The 20,081-nt window shown below is 68.3% G+C and carries 19 protein-coding genes and 1 riboswitch; of the genes, 8 read left to right on the top strand and 11 right to left on the bottom strand.

Annotation, left to right across the window (positions count from 1 at the left end; genetic code table 11):
- Positions 1-58 precede the first annotated feature (58 nt).
- Positions 59-826: a DUF3800 domain-containing protein gene (locus AC1HFW_RS22435; RefSeq protein WP_479285262.1), complete on the top strand. Its 768-nt coding sequence runs from the start codon at positions 59-61 to the stop codon at positions 824-826.
- 158 nt (positions 827-984) lie between these two features.
- The gene (locus tag AC1HFW_RS22430; RefSeq protein WP_479285261.1) at positions 985-1,983 is read left to right on the top strand and encodes a tripartite tricarboxylate transporter substrate-binding protein; all 999 of its coding nucleotides are present in this window, start codon (positions 985-987) and stop codon (positions 1,981-1,983) included.
- A 171-nt stretch (positions 1,984-2,154) separates the two neighbouring features.
- On the opposite strand, the gene metF is transcribed toward AC1HFW_RS22430, so the two are convergent.
- From metF to AC1HFW_RS22385, 9 genes are all read right to left on the bottom strand, one after another.
- Entirely contained in the window at positions 2,155-2,997 is an 843-nt protein-coding gene (gene metF / locus AC1HFW_RS22425) for a methylenetetrahydrofolate reductase [NAD(P)H] (RefSeq protein WP_479285260.1), read from the bottom strand.
- 152 nt (positions 2,998-3,149) lie between these two features.
- Positions 3,150-3,485, bottom strand: coding sequence for a phage holin family protein (locus AC1HFW_RS22420; protein ID WP_006391891.1), 336 nt, complete (start codon positions 3,483-3,485; stop codon positions 3,150-3,152).
- A 119-nt stretch (positions 3,486-3,604) separates the two neighbouring features.
- The gene (ahcY, locus tag AC1HFW_RS22415; RefSeq protein ID WP_006391892.1) at positions 3,605-5,023 is read right to left on the bottom strand and encodes an adenosylhomocysteinase; all 1,419 of its coding nucleotides are present in this window, start codon (positions 5,021-5,023) and stop codon (positions 3,605-3,607) included.
- Between the two features lie 101 nt (positions 5,024-5,124).
- A riboswitch (S-adenosyl-L-homocysteine riboswitch) is annotated at positions 5,125-5,272 on the bottom strand.
- Positions 5,273-5,358: 86 nt separating this feature from the next.
- The gene (locus tag AC1HFW_RS22410; protein WP_479285259.1) at positions 5,359-6,399 is read right to left on the bottom strand and encodes a glycosyltransferase family 4 protein; all 1,041 of its coding nucleotides are present in this window, start codon (positions 6,397-6,399) and stop codon (positions 5,359-5,361) included.
- Positions 6,400-6,485: 86 nt separating this feature from the next.
- Complete coding sequence (locus AC1HFW_RS22405) at positions 6,486-6,722, bottom strand: DUF1289 domain-containing protein (RefSeq protein WP_006391895.1); 237 nt, start codon at positions 6,720-6,722, stop codon at positions 6,486-6,488.
- 76 nt (positions 6,723-6,798) lie between these two features.
- On the bottom strand, positions 6,799-7,692 hold the full coding sequence (locus AC1HFW_RS22400; protein ID WP_061073006.1) for an alpha/beta fold hydrolase: 894 nt from the start codon (positions 7,690-7,692) through the stop codon (positions 6,799-6,801).
- Positions 7,693-7,721: 29 nt separating this feature from the next.
- Positions 7,722-8,360, bottom strand: coding sequence for a 3-isopropylmalate dehydratase small subunit (gene leuD, locus AC1HFW_RS22395; protein WP_241073399.1), 639 nt, complete (start codon positions 8,358-8,360; stop codon positions 7,722-7,724).
- The gene (leuC, locus tag AC1HFW_RS22390; protein WP_479285258.1) at positions 8,357-9,778 is read right to left on the bottom strand and encodes a 3-isopropylmalate dehydratase large subunit; all 1,422 of its coding nucleotides are present in this window, start codon (positions 9,776-9,778) and stop codon (positions 8,357-8,359) included. Before leuC ends, leuD begins: the two co-directional genes overlap by 4 nt.
- Positions 9,779-9,839: 61 nt before the next feature.
- Positions 9,840-10,823: a tripartite tricarboxylate transporter substrate binding protein gene (locus AC1HFW_RS22385; protein WP_479285257.1), complete on the bottom strand. Its 984-nt coding sequence runs from the start codon at positions 10,821-10,823 to the stop codon at positions 9,840-9,842.
- Positions 10,824-10,953: 130 nt separating this feature from the next.
- Between AC1HFW_RS22385 and AC1HFW_RS22380 the strand changes: the two genes are divergently transcribed.
- A complete protein-coding gene (locus AC1HFW_RS22380; RefSeq protein WP_006391900.1) occupies positions 10,954-11,877 on the top strand; it encodes a LysR family transcriptional regulator in 924 nt (307 codons plus the stop codon).
- A gap of 13 nt (positions 11,878-11,890) precedes the next feature.
- On the opposite strand, the gene AC1HFW_RS22375 is transcribed toward AC1HFW_RS22380, so the two are convergent.
- Complete coding sequence (locus AC1HFW_RS22375) at positions 11,891-12,862, bottom strand: Lrp/AsnC family transcriptional regulator (protein WP_479285256.1); 972 nt, start codon at positions 12,860-12,862, stop codon at positions 11,891-11,893.
- Between the two features lie 111 nt (positions 12,863-12,973).
- On the opposite strand from AC1HFW_RS22375, the gene AC1HFW_RS22370 reads away from it, so the two are divergent.
- A complete protein-coding gene (locus AC1HFW_RS22370; RefSeq protein WP_061073001.1) occupies positions 12,974-14,278 on the top strand; it encodes an MFS transporter in 1,305 nt (434 codons plus the stop codon).
- An 81-nt stretch (positions 14,279-14,359) separates the two neighbouring features.
- A complete protein-coding gene (locus AC1HFW_RS22365; RefSeq protein ID WP_479285255.1) occupies positions 14,360-15,787 on the top strand; it encodes an amidase in 1,428 nt (475 codons plus the stop codon).
- A 67-nt stretch (positions 15,788-15,854) separates the two neighbouring features.
- Here the strand turns inward: AC1HFW_RS22365 and metK are convergent, their stop codons facing one another.
- Complete coding sequence (gene metK / locus AC1HFW_RS22360; RefSeq protein WP_006391903.1) at positions 15,855-17,018, bottom strand: methionine adenosyltransferase; 1,164 nt, start codon at positions 17,016-17,018, stop codon at positions 15,855-15,857.
- Positions 17,019-17,294: 276 nt separating this feature from the next.
- Between metK and AC1HFW_RS22355 the strand changes: the two genes are divergently transcribed.
- From AC1HFW_RS22355 to dapF, 3 genes are all read left to right on the top strand, one after another.
- On the top strand, positions 17,295-18,161 hold the full coding sequence (locus tag AC1HFW_RS22355) for a lysophospholipid acyltransferase family protein (RefSeq protein WP_479285254.1): 867 nt from the start codon (positions 17,295-17,297) through the stop codon (positions 18,159-18,161).
- Between the two features lie 50 nt (positions 18,162-18,211).
- Positions 18,212-19,102 (top strand): lysophospholipid acyltransferase family protein, encoded by an 891-nt coding sequence (locus tag AC1HFW_RS22350; RefSeq protein ID WP_006391905.1) that lies wholly within the window; start codon positions 18,212-18,214, stop codon positions 19,100-19,102.
- A 65-nt stretch (positions 19,103-19,167) separates the two neighbouring features.
- A complete protein-coding gene (gene dapF, locus AC1HFW_RS22345; RefSeq protein ID WP_006391906.1) occupies positions 19,168-20,079 on the top strand; it encodes a diaminopimelate epimerase in 912 nt (303 codons plus the stop codon).
- The last annotated feature ends 2 nt before the right edge of the window (positions 20,080-20,081 follow it).

The following is a 20,081-nucleotide window of genomic DNA, read 5'->3' as shown; positions in this document are numbered from 1 at the left end:
GGGCTTTCGTGTTTTCTGCGAACGAGCGCCTTTGACACCATGCCAGAGGACTCGGAACGTGCATTACGTTGTCTATCTTGATGAATTCGGCCATGTCGGCCCCTTTCTTTCCCGCGATCATGCGCAGTACAAGACCAGTCCGGTTTTCGGCTTCGGCGGATTCCTGATTCCCGTCGACGCGGTCCGCGAATTCGCCATCTACTTTTACAGGCTCAAATGCCGCTTGCTGCGATTCGAGCTGGAACAGCAGCATCAACCGGCCCATCGTTGGGAAAAAAAGGGAGCCCAGCTCTACACCGTTCAAAACGTAGCCAGGTACAAGGCGTTGCGGGCGTCGACGGGTCGGTTGCTTGGCCAGATACGCAAGGTGGGGGGCTATGTCATCTACGCCGGGGAATGCAAATCGGCCGATGCCAGCACGCACCGGGCCACCGATCTCTTCAAACGCCAATTGCTCCGCCTGATCCGCCTTGCAGATCACTTCTGCAGCGCACGAAATGCCACGTTCCTGGTGATGCTGGACGAACAGCAAGCCGGCAACCTCTGGCGTGAGCGCAACATGGAAGCCTGCACCCAGGCGATGTTCGAAGACACGCAGGAGAAATGCAGGACCTTGATCGAGCCTCCGATTCAAGGTGAAAGCTATCTGTTCCAGACACTGCAATGCGCTGACTGGATCTGCGGCTTGCTAGGCAGATTGCACGCCTACGAGAGCGCCCCAGATGAATATGGAGATTGGGAGATCTTTCACCGTTATTTTGATGGCCGGGTACGCGATGCGACGCTGCCCGCCTGCGGCTTGAACCCGCCCGGCGCGATGACATGACACGGCTGACGCGGTCCCACCGTATAAACCCGGCTTTCCCCTTCCCTAAACCCGGCTTGTAAAACCACAAATTCTCATCTTCCGGCTGGCGCGCCACACTGGCGCCAGCCCGCCATGCCTTGCCTTGCGGGTTGCGATAACACCGATAAGGACGAGACATGACCCCTATTTTCCCGCGCGCCTGGAGGCGCCTGGCCGGGCCGCTGCTGGCCCTGGGCTGCCTGGCCGGCGGTTCCGCCATGGCCCAGAGCGGCTATCCCAACCACCCCATTTCGCTGGTCGTGCCGTTCGCGGCGGGCGGTCCCACCGATGTGGTGGCGCGCAGCCTGGGCGCCGCCATGTCGAAGACGCTGGGCCAGAGCATCGTGGTCGAGAACCGTCCCGGCGCGGGCGGCACGCTGGCGGCCACGCACGTGGCGCGCGCCGCGCCCGACGGCTATACCTTCCTGATCCACCACAACGGCATGGCCACGGCGCCAGCGCTGTACCGCAAGCTGCCGTTCAATCCGCTGACCGATTTCGCCTACGTCGGCCAGGTGGCCGACGTGCCCATGACGCTGCTGGGCCGCAAGGACCTGCCGCCGGGCGACATGGTCGAGTTCATCAAGTACGCGCGCGCCAACGGCAACAAGATCAATCTGGCCAACGCCGGCCTGGGCGCCGTGTCGCAACTGTGCGGCATGCTGCTGCAGGAAGCGCTGGGCACGCAGTTCACGACCATTCCGTATGCCGGCACCGCGCCGGCGCTGACGGCGCTGCTGGGCGGCCAGGTGGACGTGCTGTGCGATCAGACCACGCAGACCATTCCCCACATCAAGGCGCAGCGCGTGAAGCTCTATGGCGTCACCACGCTGGATCGCATCAAGACGCTGCCCGATGCGCCGACGCTGCAGGAAAGCGGGCTGAAGGGCTTCGAGGTCAAGGTCTGGCACGGCGTATACGCGCCCAAGGGCACGCCGCCGGAAGTGGTGGCGAAGTTCAACGAGGCCCTGCGCGCGGCGCTCAAGGATCCCGCCTTCAGCCAGAAGATGGCCGAACTGGGCGCCGAGATCGTGCCCGAGTCCAAGCAGACGCCGGCCGGCCTGCAGAGCTGGCTGCAAGCGGAGGTGGACAAGTGGGGGCCAATCATCCGCAAAGCGGGGGTGTACGCGGACTGACGCGCCCCGCTGGCGCCAACGACCTGCGCCAGCCCTCGACGCCTTGCCGACCGGCCACGGCGGCAAGGCGCGCCTGACGACAGGCCCCGCGACGTGGCCGTGATGACGTCAAAAAAAAGGCCGGCAATGGTTGCCGGCCTTTCCGTTGCCGCGAGCTGCGCGGCGCGGGGATTACACGCTCAGTTCCTTCCACACCGCCAATGGCGCTTCGGCGTGGTTGAGGGTGTAGAAGTGCAGGCCGGGCGCGCCGTTGTCCAGCAGGTTCTGGCACAGCTCGGTGACCACGTCCACGCCGAAGGCGCGGATCGAGGCCTTGTCGTCGCCGAACTCGGCCAGGCGCAGGCGGATCCAGCGCGGCACTTCGGCGCCGCACATTTCCGAGAAGCGCAGCAGTTGGGTGTGGTTGGTGATGGGCATGATGCCCGGCACGATCGGCACCCGCACGCCCTTGGCCTGGGCCCGGTCGACGAAGTCGAAGTAGGCGTCGGCGTTGAAGAAGTACTGGGTGATGGCCGCATCGGCGCCGGCTTTCACCTTGGCCACGAAATGATCCATGTCGGCCGACACGTTGGCGGCCTGGGGATGCATTTCGGGGTAGGCCGCCACTTCGATGTGGAACCAGTCGCCCGTTTCCTCGCGGATGAAGGAGACCAGTTCGTTGGCATAGCGCAGTTCGCCGGCGTCGCCGCCCATGCCCGAGGGCAGGTCGCCGCGCAGGGCGACCACGCGCCGCACGCCTTCGTTCTTGTACGTCTGCAGGATCTCGCGCAGGTCCTGGCGCGAGGCGCCGACGCACGACAGGTGCGGCGCGGCATCGCAGCCCAGGTTGCGCAGCGTGCGCACGGCATCGGCCGTGCCGGCGCGGGTGGAGCCGCCCGCGCCGAAGGTCACGCTGACGTACTTGGGCTGGATCGCCAGCATCTGCTTGGCCGCGCGGACCAGCCGTTCCTGGCCGGCCAGGTCGCGCGGCGGGAAGAATTCCAGGCTGAACGCCGGAGAAGTCGAATCGGACATATCGGATCAGTTATCCATAGCGCTATGCGCATCGCATGAACCAGGTCCCGCCCCATCGGGGTGCCGCCCCATCGGGGTGCCGCGGAGCCGGCTTTGCCGGTCCGCTGGCACGCCCCCTTGAGGGGGAGCGCGTAGCGCTCGGGGGTGGGAATTCAGGGGATCAGTTTGGTCAGCAGGCCCGAAATGATGCTGTACAGGATCGCACCGCCCACGGCCCACCAGAACCCGTTGACCTGGAAGCCCTTCAGCACGGAGCCGACGAACCAGAACAACAAGGCGTTGATGACGATGAGGAAGAGACCCAGCGTGACGATCGTGATGGGCAGCGTCAGCAACACCAGCACCGGCTTGACCAGCATGTTGACCAGACCCAGCACCAGCGCGGCGATGAGCGCCGATCCGAAGCTGGCCACGGTGATGCCGGGCAGCAGGTAGGCCACCACCAGCAGGGCCACCGCGTTCAGGATCCAGACGAGTATCAATGCCATGTTCGACCTCCAGTATTGACGCTCCGCGGCCCCGTCATCGCCAGGCGATGCGGGGGAACCCCGCGGACCGGAAAGCCCGCGCCGACATGGCGCGGTACTTCCCTATTTTGCTACAAGCATCAGTAGCGGTAGTGATTCGGCTTGTAAGGACCTTCGACCGGCACGCTGATGTAGTCGGCCTGGTCCTTGCGCAGCGTGGTCAGGTTCACACCCAGCTTCTTCAGGTGCAGGCGCGCGACCTTCTCGTCCAGGTGCTTGGGCAGCACGTAGACTTCGCCCGACTTGTAGGCTTCGTTGCGCGTGAACAGCTCGATCTGGGCGATGGTCTGGTTGGCGAACGACGACGACATCACGAACGAGGGGTGGCCGGTGGCGCAACCCAGGTTCACCAGGCGGCCCTGGGCCAGCAGGATGATGCGCTTGCCGTCCGGGAAGATGACGTGGTCGACTTGCGGCTTGATCTCTTCCCACTTGCAATCGGCCAGGCTGGCGACGTCGATTTCGTTGTCGAAGTGGCCGATGTTGCAGACGATCGCCTGGTCCTTCATGGCGTTCATGTGGTCACGCGTGATGACGTGGAAGTTGCCGGTGGCGGTGACGAAGATGTCGCCGTGGGCGGCGGCTTCTTCCATGGTCACGACCTTGAAGCCTTCCATGGCGGCCTGCAGGGCGCAGATCGGGTCGATTTCGGTGACCCACACCTGGGCGCGCAGGGCGACCAGCGCCTGGGCGCAACCCTTGCCCACGTCGCCGTAGCCGGCGACCACGGCGATCTTGCCGGCGACCATCACGTCGGTGGCGCGCTTGATGCCGTCGACCAGCGATTCGCGGCAGCCATACAGGTTGTCGAACTTGGACTTGGTGACCGAGTCGTTGACGTTGATGGCGGCGAAGGCCAGCTCGCCCTTCTGCGACATCTGGTACAGGCGGTGCACGCCGGTGGTGGTTTCCTCGGTCACGCCTTTGATCAGGGCGAGGCGGGTCGAGTACCACTTCGGATCACGCTCGAGCGTTTTCTTGATGGCGGCGTACAGCACGCGCTCTTCTTCGCTGCCGGGGTTGGCCAGCACCGAGATGTCCTTCTCGGCCTTGGTGCCCAGGTGCAGCATCAACGTGGCGTCGCCGCCATCGTCGAGGATCATGTTGGCGTTCTGGCCATTGGGCCATTCGAAGATCTTGTGGGTGTACTGCCAGTACTCTTCCAGCGTTTCGCCCTTGACGGCGAAGACCGGCGTGCCCGAGGCGGCGATGGCGGCGGCGGCGTGGTCCTGGGTCGAGAAGATGTTGCACGAGGCCCAGCGCACTTCGGCGCCCAGGGCCACCAGCGTTTCGATCAGCACGCCGGTCTGGATGGTCATGTGCAGGCTGCCGGCGATGCGGGCGCCCTTGAGCGGCTGCTTGGCGGCGAACTCTTCGCGGATGGCCATCAGGCCGGGCATTTCGGTTTCGGCGATGGCCAGCTCGCGGCGGCCCCAGCCGGCCAGCGACATGTCGGCGACGAGGTAGTCGGAGAAGGATTTATCGGTTACAGCGTTCATGGTGTTGTAGGCTCCACGTGAAAAACGAACGGCGCACGATACGGCCGGACAACGCGAAACCACCACGACAATCGAGTGCTCGCCTTTTCCGCCATACGCGACAAAGGTGAGCGCCGTTGCTGTAGCGCCGCGCATGACGCGACGCTTGAACAAGGATTCCTGAGCCTGGCGAACCGGGTTCCGCGGGTCATGGGCCAGGGCATGGTCCATGACGGGAACCGCAGGGTCGTCGCAACGCTCCTCAGGATTGCCGAGCATTGTACCGGTTTGGCCTGCCCGGGGGAATGCCCGGCGGGCGGGGTCGACGGCGGAACGCCCCGTTTGCGCGGCGCGCCTCAGCCCGCCTGGACCAAGGGTCTGGCCAGTTCCGCGCCAGGCGTCAGCGGCACCAGCGACGCCAGCAGGTCCGAGGCCACCGAATCCCAGCTGCGCGTCAGGGCGTGTTCACGCACCGCGTGCCGGTCCAGCGTCAGCGCGGCGCGGCAGGCGTGCGCCAGGTCTTCGTCGAGGAAGCCGGTGACGCCTTGCGCCACCACCGCCAGCGGCGCCTCGCTGCGGAATGCGGCCACCGGCGTGCCGCAGGCCATGGCCTCCAGCATTACCAGACCGAACGTATCCGTCAGGCTGGGAAAGACGAACACGTCGGCCGCGCTGTAGAAGGCCGGCAAGGCGTCATCGTTCTGCATGCCGAGGAACACGGCCCCGGGAAAGCGCTTTTTCAGCCGCGCCTCGTCGGGACCGGCGCCGACCACCACCTTGCTGCCGGGCAGGTCCAGCGACAGGAAGGCATCCAGGTTCTTCTCGCGCGCCACGCGGCCGACCGACAGGAAGACCGGGCGCGGCAGGTCGTGGAACGCCTGGCCGGGGACGGGCTGGAACTTGCGCGGATCGACGCCGCGCGACCAGACCCGCAGGTTGGCGAACTCGCGCCGCACCAGGATGTCGCGCACCGTCGGCGTGGGCACCAGCACGCATTGCGACGGCCGGTGGAACCAGCGCAGGAAGCGCCACGGCAACGCCGCGGGAATGCCCATGCGCGCCTGCAGGTAGTCGGGGAACATGGTGTGGAACGAGGTGGTGAAGCGCCAGCCGCGCGACAGCGCCATGCGCCGCGCCGCCAGCCCCAGCGGGCCTTCGGTGGCGATATGCAGGGCGTCGGGCACGATGTCGCCGAGGATGCGGCGCAGTTGCCGGCCCGGCTGCAGGCACAGGCGCAGGTCGGGCTCGGACGGGGCCGGCACGGTGCGGCTGCCCTGGGGATTCACCACGATCAGTTCGTGGCCCCATTCGGTGAGGATCTGCTGCATGGTCGTCCAGGTGCGGACGACGCCGTTGACTTGCGGATGCCAGGCATCCGTAACCAGAACGATGCGCATGATGGGGCCGGAAGTGGGCAATACCGCGATTTAGCCCGCGGCATGTGACATGCTCAAGACCGCGGCCCCGTGGCCGCCCGCCGGCGCTAGTTGTTGCGGCGCGGATACCCCTGGGCCTTGATGCGGACCCAGACCTCGCGCTTTTCCTCTTCGGTCATGAAGACCCAATTGGCCACTTCCATGGCCGTGCGGCCGCAGCCCCTGCAGATGTCGTCGAACAGCGTGGAACAAACGGCAACGCAGGGGGAATCCGAGGTCCGGAACGCGCGTTGGGCGTCCTCGGGCTCAGGCAATTCGGTCAGATCGGCAAAGGAAGCATTCATGGCCGAAGGTTACCACCAGGGTTGCGTCCCTTTTTGGATGTCCCTACCCCCCGCCGTGGCTTGATTGACAGCCTGGCTAGCGCCCGTCCCAGCCAAAAAAACCGGACACCTCGCGCAACAATGGGTCCGGCGTTTCCTCGGCCAGATAGTGGGCGCCGGGCAGCGGCCCGCCGGAGACATCGTCGGCCACCGCGCGCCACAGGCCCAGCACGTCGAAATTGCGCCCCACCGCGCCGCGCTCGCCCCACAGGACGCGCAGCGGCAGGCGCAGGCGCTCGCCCGCCGCGCGGCCCTGGCGGTCGTGCTCCAGGTCGAGCGTGGCCGAGGCGCGGTAGTCCTCGCAGATGCCGGTGGCCCAGCCGGGCAGGCGCGCGGTGCGCTCGTACTCGGCCATCGCCTGGTCGGAAAAATGCGCTAGGCCGCCGGGGCGCCCGCCCATGACCGAGCGCAGGTAGAACACCGGGTCGCGCTCGATCATGGTCTCGGGCATCGGCGCCGGCTGGATCAGCCAGAACCAGTGGTAGTAGGCCTGGGCGAAGGCGCGGGTGGTGTTTTCGTACATGTCCAGCGTCGGCGCGATGTCCAGCAGCATCATGCGACCGACGGCGTCGGCATGGTCCAGCGCCAGGCGGTGCGCGACGCGGGCGCCGCGGTCGTGGGCCAGCACGTCGAAGCGTTCATGCCCCAGGGCGCGCATCAGCGCCACCATGTCGGCGGCCATGGCGCGCTTGGAATGCGCGGCATGGTCCGGCGTCGCGGCCGGCTTGTCGCTGTCGCCGTAGCCGCGCAGGTCGGCCGCCACGCAGGTGTGGCGGCGCGTCAGTTCGGGCCAGACCCGGTGCCAGATGGCGTGGGTCTGCGGATGGCCGTGCAGCAACAGCAGCGGCGGCCCCTGGCCGTCGATGCGGGCGGCGATGTGGATGCCGTTGACCTCGTGGCGGCGCACGGGAAGATCGAAGAAAGCGGTCATTGCGGTCTGTGCCTCTCAGTCTGTGGCGTTCATTGGCCGAGCCGGTCGCGCACGCGGCGCGCCACGTCTTTCATCCAGGGATGCCGGGCCCAGTGGCCGGTCTCGAAGTGTTCCACATCCGGCAACTGCTGTAACGAGGCGCCCACCATGTCCTGCCCCTGCGAGAACATGCGGCGGTGCCGCGCCGGCAGGTCGAAATGCCCGGTCCAGCCGTCCTCGGCCCGCACCGTGCCCGCCAGCGCGTCGATCTCGACGCGGTTGCCGACGGGCTCGGACACCCGCGCCAGCAGCGCGTCGACCTCGGCCGGCGGCAGGCTCACCAGCAGCAGGCCGTTGTTGAGCGCATTGAAGTAGAAGATCTCGCCGAAACTGGCGGCCACGACCGCGCGGATGCCGTACTGCATCAGGCCCCAGACCGCGTGCTCGCGGCTGGAGCCGCAGCCGAAATTGGGCCCGGCCACCAGCACCGCGGCGCCGGCGTAGGCGGGCTGGTTCAGCACGCAGTCCGGGCGCGGCGCGCCGTCGGCGTCAAAGCGCAGGTCATAGAGCAGGCCGCGGTCCAGCCCGGCCTTGTCGATGATGCGCAGGAACTGCTTGGGCATGATCTGGTCCGTGTCCAGATTGGAGTACGGCAGGGGCGCGGCGACGCCGCTGATGATCTGGTTCATTGCAGGTTCTCCAGGTCGCGCACGTCGACGATGCGGCCGGCCAGCGCGGCGGCGGCGGCCATGGCGGGGCTCATCAGGTGGGTGCGTCCGGCGCGGCCCTGGCGGCCTTCGAAGTTGCGGTTGGTGGTGGATGCGCAGCGCTCGCCCGGCCGCAGCACGTCGTCGTTCATGGCCAGGCACATCGAACAGCCCGGCTGGCGCCATTCGAAGCCGGCATCGACCAGCGTGGCGGCGATGCCTTCGGCCTCGGCCTGGGCGCGCACCGCGCCCGAGCCCGGCACCACCATGGCGCGCACGCCCTGCGCCACCTTGCGGCCGCGCACGATGTCGGCCACCACGCGCAGGTCCTCGATGCGGCCATTGGTACACGAGCCGATGAAGACCCGCTCGATCGGCACGCCGGCGATCGGCGCGCCGGGTTGCAGGCCGATGTAGTCCACGGCCTTTTCCAGCGCCAGGCGCGCCAGCGCGTCCGGCTCGGCCTGGGGATCGGGGACCGTGCCGGTGATCGGCATGGCCTGGTCGGGGCTGGTGCCCCAGGTCACGAACGGCGCGATCCGCGCGGCGTCGAAGACATGCTCGGCGTCGAAGGCGGCGTCGGCATCCGTGCGCAGGGTGGCCCAGTAGGCCCGCGCCTGCGCCAGCTCGCCGGCGTCCAGGTGCCGCGCGCGGGCGGCGACATAGGCGTCGGTGGTGGCGTCCGGCGCGATCAGCGCGGCGCGCGCGCCGGCCTCGACGGTCATGTTGCACAGGGTCATGCGGGCTTCGGCCGAGAGGCCGTCGATGGCGCTGCCACAGAACTCCACCGCGTGGCCGCGCGCGCCCTGCGCGCCGATGCGATGTACCACGTAGATCACCAGGTCCTTGGCCGACACGCCCGCGGGCAGGCTGCCGTCGACGCGGATGCGCATGTTGCGCGCGACCCGGTAGACCAGCGTCTGCGTCGCCAGGATGTGCTCGACTTCCGAGGTGCCGATGCCGAAGCCCAGCGCCCCCAGCGCGCCGTAGGTGGTGGTGTGGCTGTCGCCGCACAGCACCACCATGCCCGGCAGGATCATGCCGTGCTCGGGCGCGATCACGTGCTCGATGCCCTGCAGCGGATCGGTGGTGTCGAACAGCGCGATGTGCTGCTCGTCGCAATTGCGCTTGAGGTTGCGGGCCTGGCGCGACGAGGCGTCGTCCGGAATCACGCGCAGCGCGGCCGGCAACGGATGCGTGGGAATGATGTGGTCCACCACGGCCATCTGCTGCCCAGGCCGCAGGACGCCGCGGCCGCGAGCGGCCAGGCCGCTGAAGGCCTGCGGGCTGGTGTACTCGTTCATGATGTGCAGATCGACGTAAAGCAGGATGTGCTCGTCGTCGATGCGGGCCACCTCATGGCTGGCCACCAGTTTGTCGTATAGCGTCATGCCGGGCATGTCGGTGCTTCCTTGCAAAAAGACGCGCCCGCGCGGGGCGCGATGAAACCTGTGGCGCCGCTCAGTTGGCCTCGATGCCGGCGTCCTTGACGATGCCGGCCCAGCGCGTCATCTCGCCCTTGACCATGGCATCGGTCTCGGCGGGCGTGGAGACAAGCGGATCGAAGCCTTCGCGGCGCATGCGTTCGGACAACTCGGGCGATCGCAGCGCCTGCGCCAGCTTGGCGTTGAGCGTGTCCACCACCGCCTGCGGCGTGCCGGCGGGCGCGCTGATCACGAACCAGGTGGTGAAGGCGTAGCCAGGCAGGCCGGACTCGGCGATGGTGGGCACGTCCGGCAGCAGCGGCGACCGCGCGGTGCCGGTCACGCCCAGCGCCTTGAGCTTCTTGCCATCGACCTGCGGCTTGGCCGCCGACAGCACCGGGAAGCTCATCTGCACCTGGCCGCTGATGGTGTCCACCATGGCCGGGCCGCCGCCCTTGTAGGGCACGTGCAGCATCTGCGTGCCGGACACCGACTTGAACAGTTCCGCGGCCATGTGGAAGGTGCTGCCGGTGCCGGCCGAACCGAAGCTCAGTTCATTGGCGGGGCGCGCGCGGATGTAGTCGAGCAGTTCCTTGACGTTGTTCACCGGCAGCGACGGCGACACGGTCAGCACGTGCTGCGACGTGCCGACCGTGCCGACCGAGCGCAGGTCGCGCGCGGTGTCGAACGGCATGCTGCGGAACAACGCCGGATTGATCGCCAGCGACATGGTGTTGATGGCCAGCGTATAGCCGTTCGGCTCGGCGCGGGCCACCGCGGCCATGCCGATGTTGCCGGACGCGCCGGCGCGGTTCTCGACGATCACGCTCTGGCCCAGGGCCTTGCCCCAGGCGTCGGAGATCAGGCGGGCGGCGATGTCGACGCTGCCGCCGGGCGCGAACGGCACCATCAGGGTGACGGGGCGCTGGGGAAAGGCGTCGGCAGCGGTGGCCGGCGCCATCCAACAGGAAGCGGCGGCGGCAAGCGCGCCCAGGCTGCGCAATAGATGACGGGTCTTCATGGGTAGGGTCTCCTCTTGGTCGGCCGCGTGAGGCGGCTCTGTATCGGTCAACCCAGTGTATAAGCCCACTTCATTCTTATAATTAGCTAAATACCTAAATCTTTATTAAATCTAATTTATAAGTAACGCCATGGATGCGCTCTCCGACCTGGCTTTCTTCTCCCTGCTGGTCAAGCACGGCAATCTGTCCGCGGCCGCGCGCGAACTGGGGCTGACGCCGCCGGCGGTCAGCACGCGGCTGGCCAAGCTGGAACAGCGCCTGGGCGTGCGCCTGCTCAATCGCAGCACCCGCCGCGTCAGCGTCACGCAGGAAGGCGAGCTGTACCTGGCGGAAGGCAGCCGCATCCTGGCCGACCTGCAGGCGCTGGAACGCTCGGTCTCCAGCAGCCGGGCGCAGCCGCAGGGCTTGCTGCGGCTGAACGCCACCTTCGGTTTCGGCCGCGCCTACGTGGCCCCGGCCGTTTCGGATTTCGCCCGGCAGTATCCGGAAGTCGAGGTGCAACTGCGCCTGACCGACCGGCCCTTGAACCTGATCGAGGAAGGCTTCGACGTGGCGGTGCGTTTCGGCGACCTGCCCGATGCGCGCCTGACGGCCCGCAAGATCGCCTCCAACCGGCGCCTGCTGTGCGCCTCGCCGCGCTACCTGGAGAGCTTCGGCGAGCCGCGCGCGCCGGGCGAGCTGCAGCGCCACCGCTGCATCGTGGTGCGCGAGAACGACGTGGCCTACGGCACCTGGCGGCTGGAATCCGGCCAGCGCGCCGAGACCGTGAAGGTGCGCGGCCCGGTCAGTTCCAACGACGGCCAGAGCGCGCTGGAGTGGGCCCTGGACGGCCACGGCATCGTGATGCGATCGGAATGGGAGACCGCCGACCACCTGCGGGCCGGCCGCTTGCGGCAGATCCTGCCGGAATGGTCGACGCCGCCGGCCGACATCCACGTGCTGTACCCGGAGCGCCTGAACCTGCCGGCCAAGACCCTGGCCTTCGTGGATTTCCTGGCGCAGCGCTTCGCCCGCCATCTGCGCGCGCCGGGTTCGCAGGCCGCGGTCTGGTAGGGACCGCGCCCGCTCAGGCGGCGTCGGCGCCCAGCCGCGCGCCTGCGCGCACGATGCCGCAGCGCTTGTAGGCGCGCATTACCACGCCCACCTCGCTGGCCAGCACGCCGTCCAACTCGCCGAGCCTGCGCGTGACCACGTCCCACAAGTGCAGGCTGTCGCGGCACAGCACGTGCCAGAACAGCTGCGAGGCGCCGCTGGTGCCGAACAGGCAGCGCGTGTTCGGATCCAGCGCCAGGTGCGCGGCCAGGGCGTCGACGACCTGCGGGCGCACCTGCACCGAGATCACGGCTTCGACCGGAAAGCCCACCATGGCCGGCTCGACCTCCACGCGGAAGCTGAGCGCGCGCCGCTCGACCAGGTGCTGCAACAGGCGCTGCGCGGTGGGCTCGCTGACCTCGGCATGGGCCGACAATTCGGCCAGGCTGGCGCGGCCGTCGCGCATCAGGTGCGCCACGATGCGCTGCTCGGGCTCGGTCAGCGCCACCGGGGTCTGGCTGGCCGGATCCGGCGCCTCGGGCGCCGCGCCGTCGGCCTGGATGCGCCACTGGCCGGCGCGGCGGAACGGCCGCAGCACCAGGCGCGCCTCGACCTGCTCGACGCCATCGATGGACGGCAGCACGCGCGTGACCACGTCGGGCATGTCGGCGGCGTCCGCCAGCGTCAGCTCCGCCATCAGGTCGGCCGTGCCGGCCAGCGTCACGACCAGCTGGGTGATGCCAAGACTCGCCAGGGCCTCGGCCGCTTCGGCCACGCGCCCCGAACGGCAGCGCACCCAGGCGTGCAGCACCACGCCGCGGCCCGTGGCCAGCGGATCGGCCTCGGCGATGACGCGCAGGGCGTCGGCATCCATCAGCCGCTTGATGCGACGCGCCACCGTGCGCTCGGCGATGCCGGTGGCCGCGCCCAGCTCGCGCCAGGAGGCGCGCGGGTCGGCCTGCAGGGCGATCAGGCAGGCCAGATCGGTGTCATCGAGCGCCGGCATTAGGGGCTTACCCTTACTTGACGTGACCATATTCATTAATCTAACGTTCGCGCATTGATAAAAACACAAAATTTAACGGTCTATTTGACCAAAAATAAAACCGAGGACGTTATGAGTACCCCTTCCGCAACCCTGCGCGCCACGCAGGGGGCAAACGCCGCGCCCGTGTCGCGCGCCCGCACGATTCTGGCCGGTAGTGTAGGCAATGCGGTGGAATGGTTCGATTGGACCATCTATGCGTCATTCGCCATCTTCTTCTCGAAGCAGTTCTTCCCTGAAGGCAACGAGACCACCGCGCTGCTGGCCACCTTCGGCATTTTCGCCGTCGGCTTCTTCATGCGCCCGGTCGGCGGCTGGGTGCTGGGCATTTTCTCCGACCGCTACGGCCGCAAGGCCGCGCTGGGCCTGACCATCCTGATGATGGCCGGCGGCTCGCTGATCATCGCCGTCACCCCGACCTACGCCACCATCGGCCTGGCCGCCCCGCTGCTACTGACCGCCGCGCGCCTGCTGCAGGGCCTGTCGCTGGGCGGAGAGTATGCCTCGGCCACGACCTTCCTGGCGGAAATGGCGCCGCCCAACAAGCGCGGCTTCTATTCCAGCTTCGTCTTCTTCAGCGCCGCCGTGGGCATCCTGGCCGCGTCCGCGGTGGGCTGGCTGCTGACCTCGACCCTGACCAAGACCGAAATGGCGGACTGGGGCTGGCGCATCCCGTTCTTCCTGGGCGCGCTGGGCGGCCTGGCCGGCATGTGGATCCGCCGCGCGATCCCGGAAACCGAGGCGTTCTCGCACGCCAAGAAGGCCGGCGTCGAAAAGCAGCCGCTGCGCACCCTGCTGCGCGACCACCCGCGTGAAGTGCTGCGCATCGTCGGCTTCTCGATCCTGACGACGTTCGCCTTCTATATCTTCGTGGCCTACGTGCCGACCTACGCCATCCGCCAGGTCAAGGCCGATCCGCAGGTCGCGTTCGCCGCCAACACCGTCGCGCTGATCGTCTTCATGCTGGTGCAGCCCGTGTTCGGCATGCTGTCCGACCGCATCGGCCGCAAGCCGCAGCTGATCTTCTTCGCGGCCGGCTACCTGGTGTTCTTCTACCCGCTGATGACCACGCTGGGTCCGTCGTTCGGCTCGATCCTGGCCGTGGAACTGTTCGGCCTGGTGCTGTACGCCATGTACACGTCGATCGCGCCGGCCATCATGTCGGAGCAATTCCCCACCAGCGTGCGCGCCGTCGGTATCGGCACTCCGTACAACCTGGTCGTGGCGCTGCTGGGCGGCACCACCCCGTACCTGCTGACCTGGCTGCAGAGCAAGGGCATGGAGCGCTGGTTCTTCTACTACGTGCTGGCCGGCGCCGTCATCACGCTGATCACCTTCATCCGCATGCCTGAAACCCGCGGCCAATCGCTGAAGTAAGACCCGCTCAGGCCCTGACGCCCCGCATCAGCGCTTTCCGGTTCCGTCAGGACCGGAAAGCTTTTCCTTTTCGTGAGAGCCATGCCAGACCAAGACACCGCCCTGCATTTCCGAGAAGCCCGCGAACTCGCCCGCGCCATCCGCGCGGGGGAACTGAGTTCGCGCCAGGTCACCACCCATTTCCTGGATCGCATCGCCCGCGCGCCCGACCTGGCCGCATACAGCGTGGTCACGGCCGAACGCGCCCTGGCGCAGGCCGACGCGGCCGATCGCCTGCTGGCGGCCGGCATTTCGATGGGCCCGCTGCATGGCGTGCCGGTGGCGGTGAAGGACAGCGTGCAATGGGCGGGCACCATCGCCAGCGGCGGCTCGCAAGCCCGGCGCGACATCGTCAGCGATGAAACCTCCGCCGCCGTGCGCGGCCTGTCGGCGCAGGGCATGGTGATCCTGGGCAAGACCCGCATGACCGAATTCGCGTTCGGCCTGTCGGGGCAGAATCCGACCCAGGGCACGGCCCGCAACCCCTGGGACGCAGTCACCGCGCGCGCGCCCGGCGGCTCGTCCAGCGGCGCCGGCGTCGCGGTGGCGGCCGGCCTGGCGCCGTTGGCGCTGGGCGGCGACACCGGCGGCTCGGTGCGCGCCCCCGCCGCGCTGAACGGCGTGGTGGGCTTCAAGCCGTCATCGGGGGTCATCAGCCGCGCCGGCTGCCTGCCGCTGTCGGACACCCTGGATGTGCTCGGGCCCATCGCCCGCAGCGTGGCCGACGCCCGCCTGCTGACCCAGGTGCTGGCCGGCCCGGACATCGACGACGCCGCCACCCTGGCGCTACCCGCGGCCTGCATCGCGGCCCTGCGCCGCCCCGCCGCGCGCCGTGGCAGCGCCGTCGCCGTGCTGGCGCCGCAAGCCTGGCCCGCGCCGCTGGCCGATGAAGGCCTGCGGATCTGGCACGAGGCGCAGGAACGGCTGGACCAGGCCGGCCATACCCCGGAGACCTGGCATCCGCCCGCCTCGCTGTCGTTCGCCCGCATGGCGGACGACAATTCGCTGGTGCTGGCCTACGAGGCCTATCGCTATTTCGGCGCGCTGGCCGAAGACCCGGCCCAGCCGCTGTGGGAAGTGGTGCGCGCGCGCATCGCCGCCGGTGGCCGCATCGCCCAGGCCGACTACGAGGCCGCGCTGCTGCGCCGCCAGGCCGACATGGCGGCGTTCGCCGCCGCCATGCAGGGCATCGACGCCCTCCTGATGCCGGCCTGTGACCAGGCGGCCCAGGCGCTGGACGCCGCCGACGTGCGCCACACGGGCCTGGGCAAGTTGCTGCGCCCGGCGAACTTCCTGGGCGCGGCGGCCATCGCGCTGCCGGCCGGCTTCGACCAGGAAGGCATGCCGCTGGCGGTGCAGCTGCTGGCCCCCGCCGGTGGCGACGCGGCCCTGCTCGATTGCGCCGCGACGCTGGAGCCTGTGCTGGCGCCGGCGGTGTGGTCCCCCGACCTGTCGGCCTGGGGCCTCTGACCGCAACGATCGCGCCCATGAAAAAAGCCCCGGCATGCCGGGGCTTTTTTTACTTCGGAAGGATGCGTTACACGCCCTTCTTCAGTTCCTGGACCTTGTCCGTGGCTTCCCACGAGAATTCCGGTTCGGAACGGCCGAAGTGGCCGTACGCGGCGGTCTTGGTGTAGATCGGGCGCAGCAGGTCCAGCATGTTGACGATGCCCTTCGGACGCAGGTCGAAGTGCTCGCGCACCAGCTTGGCGATCTGGTCGTCGGGAATGACGCCGGTACCTTCGGTGTAGACGGTGATGTTGATGGGTTCGGCCACGCCGATGGCGTAGCTGACCTGCACCTGGCACTGGCGCGCCAGGCCGGCGGCCACGATGTTCTTGGCCACGTAGCGGGCGGCGTAGGCGGCCGAACGGTCGACCTTGGACGGATCCTTGCCCGAGAACGCGCCGCCACCGTGCGGGCAAGCGCCGCCGTAGGTGTCGACGATGATCTTGCGGCCGGTCAGGCCGCAATCGCCCTGCGGGCCGCCGATGACGAAGCGGCCGGTCGGGTTGACCAGGAACTTGGTCTTGGGCGTGATCAGGCCGTCGGGGAAGCTGGGCTTGATGATGTCCTCGATCACGGCTTCACGGATGGTCTCTTGCGAGACTTCCGGCGCGTGCTGGGTCGAGAGCACCACGGTGTCGACTTCGGCCGGGCGGCCGTCGACGTAGCGGAAGGTCACTTGCGACTTGGCGTCCGGACGCAGCCACGCCAGGCGGCCGTCCTTGCGCAGTTCGCTCTGGCGCTGCACCAGGCGGTGCGCGTACCAGATCGGGGCCGGCATCAGGTCGGGGGTTTCGTCGCACGCGTAGCCGAACATCAGGCCTTGGTCGCCGGCGCCCTGGTTCAGGTAGTCTTCCGAGCTGCGGTCCACGCCCTGGGCGATGTCCGGCGATTGCTTGTCGTAGGCGACCAGCACCGCGCAGCCCTTGTAGTCGATGCCGTACTCGGTGTTGTCGTAGCCGATGCGGCGGATCGTGTCGCGCGCGACCTGAATGTAGTCGACGTTGGCGGTGGTGGTGATTTCACCGGCCAGCACGACCAGGCCCGTGTTGCACAGGGTTTCCGCCGCCACGCGGGCGTTCGGATCCTGGGTGAAGATGGCGTCCAGAATCGCGTCGGAAACCTGATCGGCTACCTTGTCGGGGTGCCCTTCGGAAACGGATTCGGAGGTGAAGAGAAAGTCGTTATTGGCCACAGATGCGTCCTTTGATGTCCGGTACAGCCGGAACATAGGTTCACGAGGCGCGTTGCACCCCGGACTGCTTGGAATACGCTGATCTGGGCGCGACGCTTTAGCGGATTTGGCAAGCGACGCATGACGCGTCGGGATCCTGCCGTCGCCCCGCAAGTTGTCGGTTAACTCGGCGACAGGTCGATTTTAAGCGAAAATGCGGTTCTTATGCTTGTGCCACGGGTGGGGTCTTTCGCCCGAGCACCGGCACCACCATGCCCGATATCGCCCATTTGCCGCATGCTGCTCGCCCTGTTCCGCCTGTTTGCATCCCTGCCCCTGCCCGTCGCGCACGCGCTCGGGCGCCTGCTCGGCCGCATCGCGTATGCGTTTCCCGGCAAGTACCGGCGCCGCCTGCGGGCCAACGCGACGCAGGCCGGCTACCCCGACGCGGCCTTTGCCCGCCGCGCGGCCGGCGAGGCGGGCGCCATGATCCTGGAGATGCCGCGAGTCTGGTTTCGCAATGAACAAAGCCTGGCCCAGGTCGTGTCCGACGACAACGACGTGGTGGCCGCGGCCCGCGCCGAAAACCGCGGCATCCTGTTCCTGACCCCGCACCTGGGCTGTTTCGAGATCACCGCCCGCTACCTGGCGCGCCTGATGCCCATGACGGTGATGTTTCGCCCGCCGCGCAAGGACATCCTGGCGCCGCTGCTGGAAACCGCGCGCAACGGCTCCGCGGTCAACGCCGTGCCGGCCACCATGCATGGCGTGCGGGAATTCGTGCGGGCCCTGCGGCGCGGCGAGTCGGTCGGCATGCTGCCCGACCAGGCGCCGGGCGTCGGCGACGGCGTCTGGGCGCCATTTTTCGGACGCATGGCCTACACCATGACCCTGCCCGGCAAACTGGCCTCCCAGACCGGCGTCCCCATCATTCTGACCGCCGGCGAACGCCTGCCGGGCGGCCGCGGCTGGCGCATCCACTATGTGCGGGTGCCCGAGCCGCTGCCGGCCGATCCCCAGGCCCAGGCCGCGCTGCTCAACGCCGCCATGGAAACGCTGATCCGCCGCTGCCCGCAGCAGTACCTCTGGAGCTACAACCGCTACAAGACCCCGCGCGGCGCCCCGCCCGCCCCCGCCGACGACGCGGCCCCCGCGGCCCACTGAAGCCGGCGCCCACGCCCCGCCGCCCTGGTCTCAAGCTCTCCAACCCGTCCATGAAAGAATCGAAAACGCGCACGCTGGTCAATCTGCTGAAATGGTTCGGCCGCATGCGGCCGTCCACCCGGCTGCGCATCGGCGCCGCGCTCGGCTGGCTGGCCATGCGCCTGGCCAAATCGCGCACCCGCATCGTGCGCCGCAATCTCGAACTGTGTTTTCCGGAGCAACCCGAGGAAGTGCGCGAGCGCTGGGTGCGCGAACACTTCCGGGCGCTGGCGCAATCCATCGTCGACCGCGGCGTGCTGTGGTACGGCACCCCGGAAGCCATCAAGGACATGGTCACGCAGAGCGGCGCCGAGCGCATCAATGAACTGACCGCGCAGGGCCGCGCGGTGATCCTGCTGGCGCCGCACTTCATCGGCCTGGACGCGGCCGCCACGCGCCTGACCATGGAAGTGCCGAGCGCGGCCACCATGTACACGCCGCAGAGCGATCCGCACATCGACGCGGTGGTGGCCGCCGGCCGCGCCCGCTTCAACGAGGTGTTCCTGGTCAGCCGCAAGGACGGCGTGCGCGACCTGATCCGCCATCTGCGCGCGCCGCGCCCGGTGTACTACCTGCCCGACATGGATTTCGGCCGCCAGGGCGCCGTGTTCGCGCCGTTCTTCGGCATCCAGGCGGCGACGCTGCTGGCCACCGCGCAGCTGGCCAAGAAATGGGACGCGGCCGTGTTGCCGATCCTGGATTTCTGGAACCCGGAGACCGGCCGCTACCACGCCGAGGTATTGCCGCCGCTGGAGAACTTCCCCGGCGACGACACGCTGGAAGAAGCCACCGCGCGCCTGAACCGCGAGCTGGAAAGCTGGGTGCGGCGCTGCCCCAGCCAGTATTACTGGGTCCACCGCCGTTTCAAGACCCGTCCGCCGGGCGAGCCCAAGATCTACTAGGCCGCGCCCCGGCCAGCCCCGGGGCGGTTTCCCCGGCCAGCCCCGGGGCGGTTTCCCCGGCCAGAATGGGCGATAATCTCCCCATGAACTGGAACTTCACCAAAATGCATGGCGCGGGCAACGATTTCGTCGTCCTGGACGGGGTCCGCCAGGCCATCGAGATGACGCCCGAGCGCGCCCGCGCGCTGGGCGATCGCCACTTCGGCATCGGCGCCGACCAGATCCTGCTGGTCGAGCGCGCCACCCGGCCCGACGCCGACTTCCGCTACCGCATCTTCAATTCCGACGGCAGCGAAGTCGAGCACTGCGGCAACGGCGCGCGCTGCTTCGTGCGTTTCGTGCATGAACAGGGCCTGTCCGACCGCAACCCGCTGCGCGCCGAGATCGCCACCGGCATCCTGGTGCTGGACGAGGGCGACGACGAACAGGTCACGGTCGACATGGGCAGCACCCGCTTCGACCCGGCCGCATTGCCGTTCGACACCGCCGGCCTGGCCTCGCGCACCGAAGGCCAGGACACCCTGTGGGAACTGGAACTCGACGTGCCCGCCGGCCTGCCGCGCAGCGTGGCCCTGTCGGCCGTGGCCATCTCCAACCCGCACGCGGTGCAGGTGGTGGACAACGTCGATACCGCGCCCGTCGCCGTCGTCGGCCCGCTGATCGAGAACCACCCGCGCTTTGCCCGCCGCGTCAACGCCGGCTTCATGCAGATCGTCGATCGCCACAACATCCGCCTGCGCGTGCACGAACGCGGCGCCGGCGAGACGCTGGCCTGCGGCACCGGCGCCTGCGCCGCCGTCGCGGCCGGCATCCGCCGCGGCCTGCTCGATTCCCCGGTGCGCGTGCAGACGCGCGGCGGCGTGCTGACCATCGCCTGGAACGGCGACCAGCTGCGCATGACCGGACCGGCCGAATCCGTCTTCACGGGCCAGGTCGACATCGACAAGCTCGTCTTCTCCATGGCGCTGAACCGATAACC

The organism is Achromobacter sp. ISS7 (assembly GCF_056523125.1).
This window is presented reverse-complemented; position numbering and strand designations above follow the sequence as displayed.

Excerpts from the sequence above, each read along its gene's own strand:
- leuC (WP_479285258.1), bottom strand. The coding sequence starts at position 9,778 with ATGCCCGGCATGACGCTATACGACAAACTGGTGGCCAGCCATGAGGTG.
- dapF (WP_006391906.1), top strand. The coding sequence starts at position 19,168 with ATGGGCGATAATCTCCCCATGAACTGGAACTTCACCAAAATGCATGGC.
- metF (WP_479285260.1), bottom strand. The coding sequence starts at position 2,997 with ATGTCCGATTCGACTTCTCCGGCGTTCAGCCTGGAATTCTTCCCGCCG.
- ahcY (WP_006391892.1), bottom strand. The coding sequence starts at position 5,023 with ATGAACGCTGTAACCGATAAATCCTTCTCCGACTACCTCGTCGCCGAC.
- AC1HFW_RS22405 (WP_006391895.1), bottom strand. The coding sequence starts at position 6,722 with ATGAATGCTTCCTTTGCCGATCTGACCGAATTGCCTGAGCCCGAGGAC.
- AC1HFW_RS22380 (WP_006391900.1), top strand. The coding sequence starts at position 10,954 with ATGGATGCGCTCTCCGACCTGGCTTTCTTCTCCCTGCTGGTCAAGCAC.
- AC1HFW_RS22430 (WP_479285261.1), top strand. The coding sequence starts at position 985 with ATGACCCCTATTTTCCCGCGCGCCTGGAGGCGCCTGGCCGGGCCGCTG.
- leuD (WP_241073399.1), bottom strand. The coding sequence starts at position 8,360 with ATGAACCAGATCATCAGCGGCGTCGCCGCGCCCCTGCCGTACTCCAAT.
- AC1HFW_RS22365 (WP_479285255.1), top strand. The coding sequence starts at position 14,360 with ATGCCAGACCAAGACACCGCCCTGCATTTCCGAGAAGCCCGCGAACTC.
- AC1HFW_RS22385 (WP_479285257.1), bottom strand. The coding sequence starts at position 10,823 with ATGAAGACCCGTCATCTATTGCGCAGCCTGGGCGCGCTTGCCGCCGCC.
- AC1HFW_RS22350 (WP_006391905.1), top strand. The coding sequence starts at position 18,212 with ATGAAAGAATCGAAAACGCGCACGCTGGTCAATCTGCTGAAATGGTTC.
- AC1HFW_RS22410 (WP_479285259.1), bottom strand. The coding sequence starts at position 6,399 with ATGCGCATCGTTCTGGTTACGGATGCCTGGCATCCGCAAGTCAACGGC.
- AC1HFW_RS22400 (WP_061073006.1), bottom strand. The coding sequence starts at position 7,692 with ATGACCGCTTTCTTCGATCTTCCCGTGCGCCGCCACGAGGTCAACGGC.
- AC1HFW_RS22375 (WP_479285256.1), bottom strand. The coding sequence starts at position 12,862 with ATGCCGGCGCTCGATGACACCGATCTGGCCTGCCTGATCGCCCTGCAG.
- AC1HFW_RS22420 (WP_006391891.1), bottom strand. The coding sequence starts at position 3,485 with ATGGCATTGATACTCGTCTGGATCCTGAACGCGGTGGCCCTGCTGGTG.
- AC1HFW_RS22370 (WP_061073001.1), top strand. The coding sequence starts at position 12,974 with ATGAGTACCCCTTCCGCAACCCTGCGCGCCACGCAGGGGGCAAACGCC.
- AC1HFW_RS22355 (WP_479285254.1), top strand. The coding sequence starts at position 17,295 with ATGCTGCTCGCCCTGTTCCGCCTGTTTGCATCCCTGCCCCTGCCCGTC.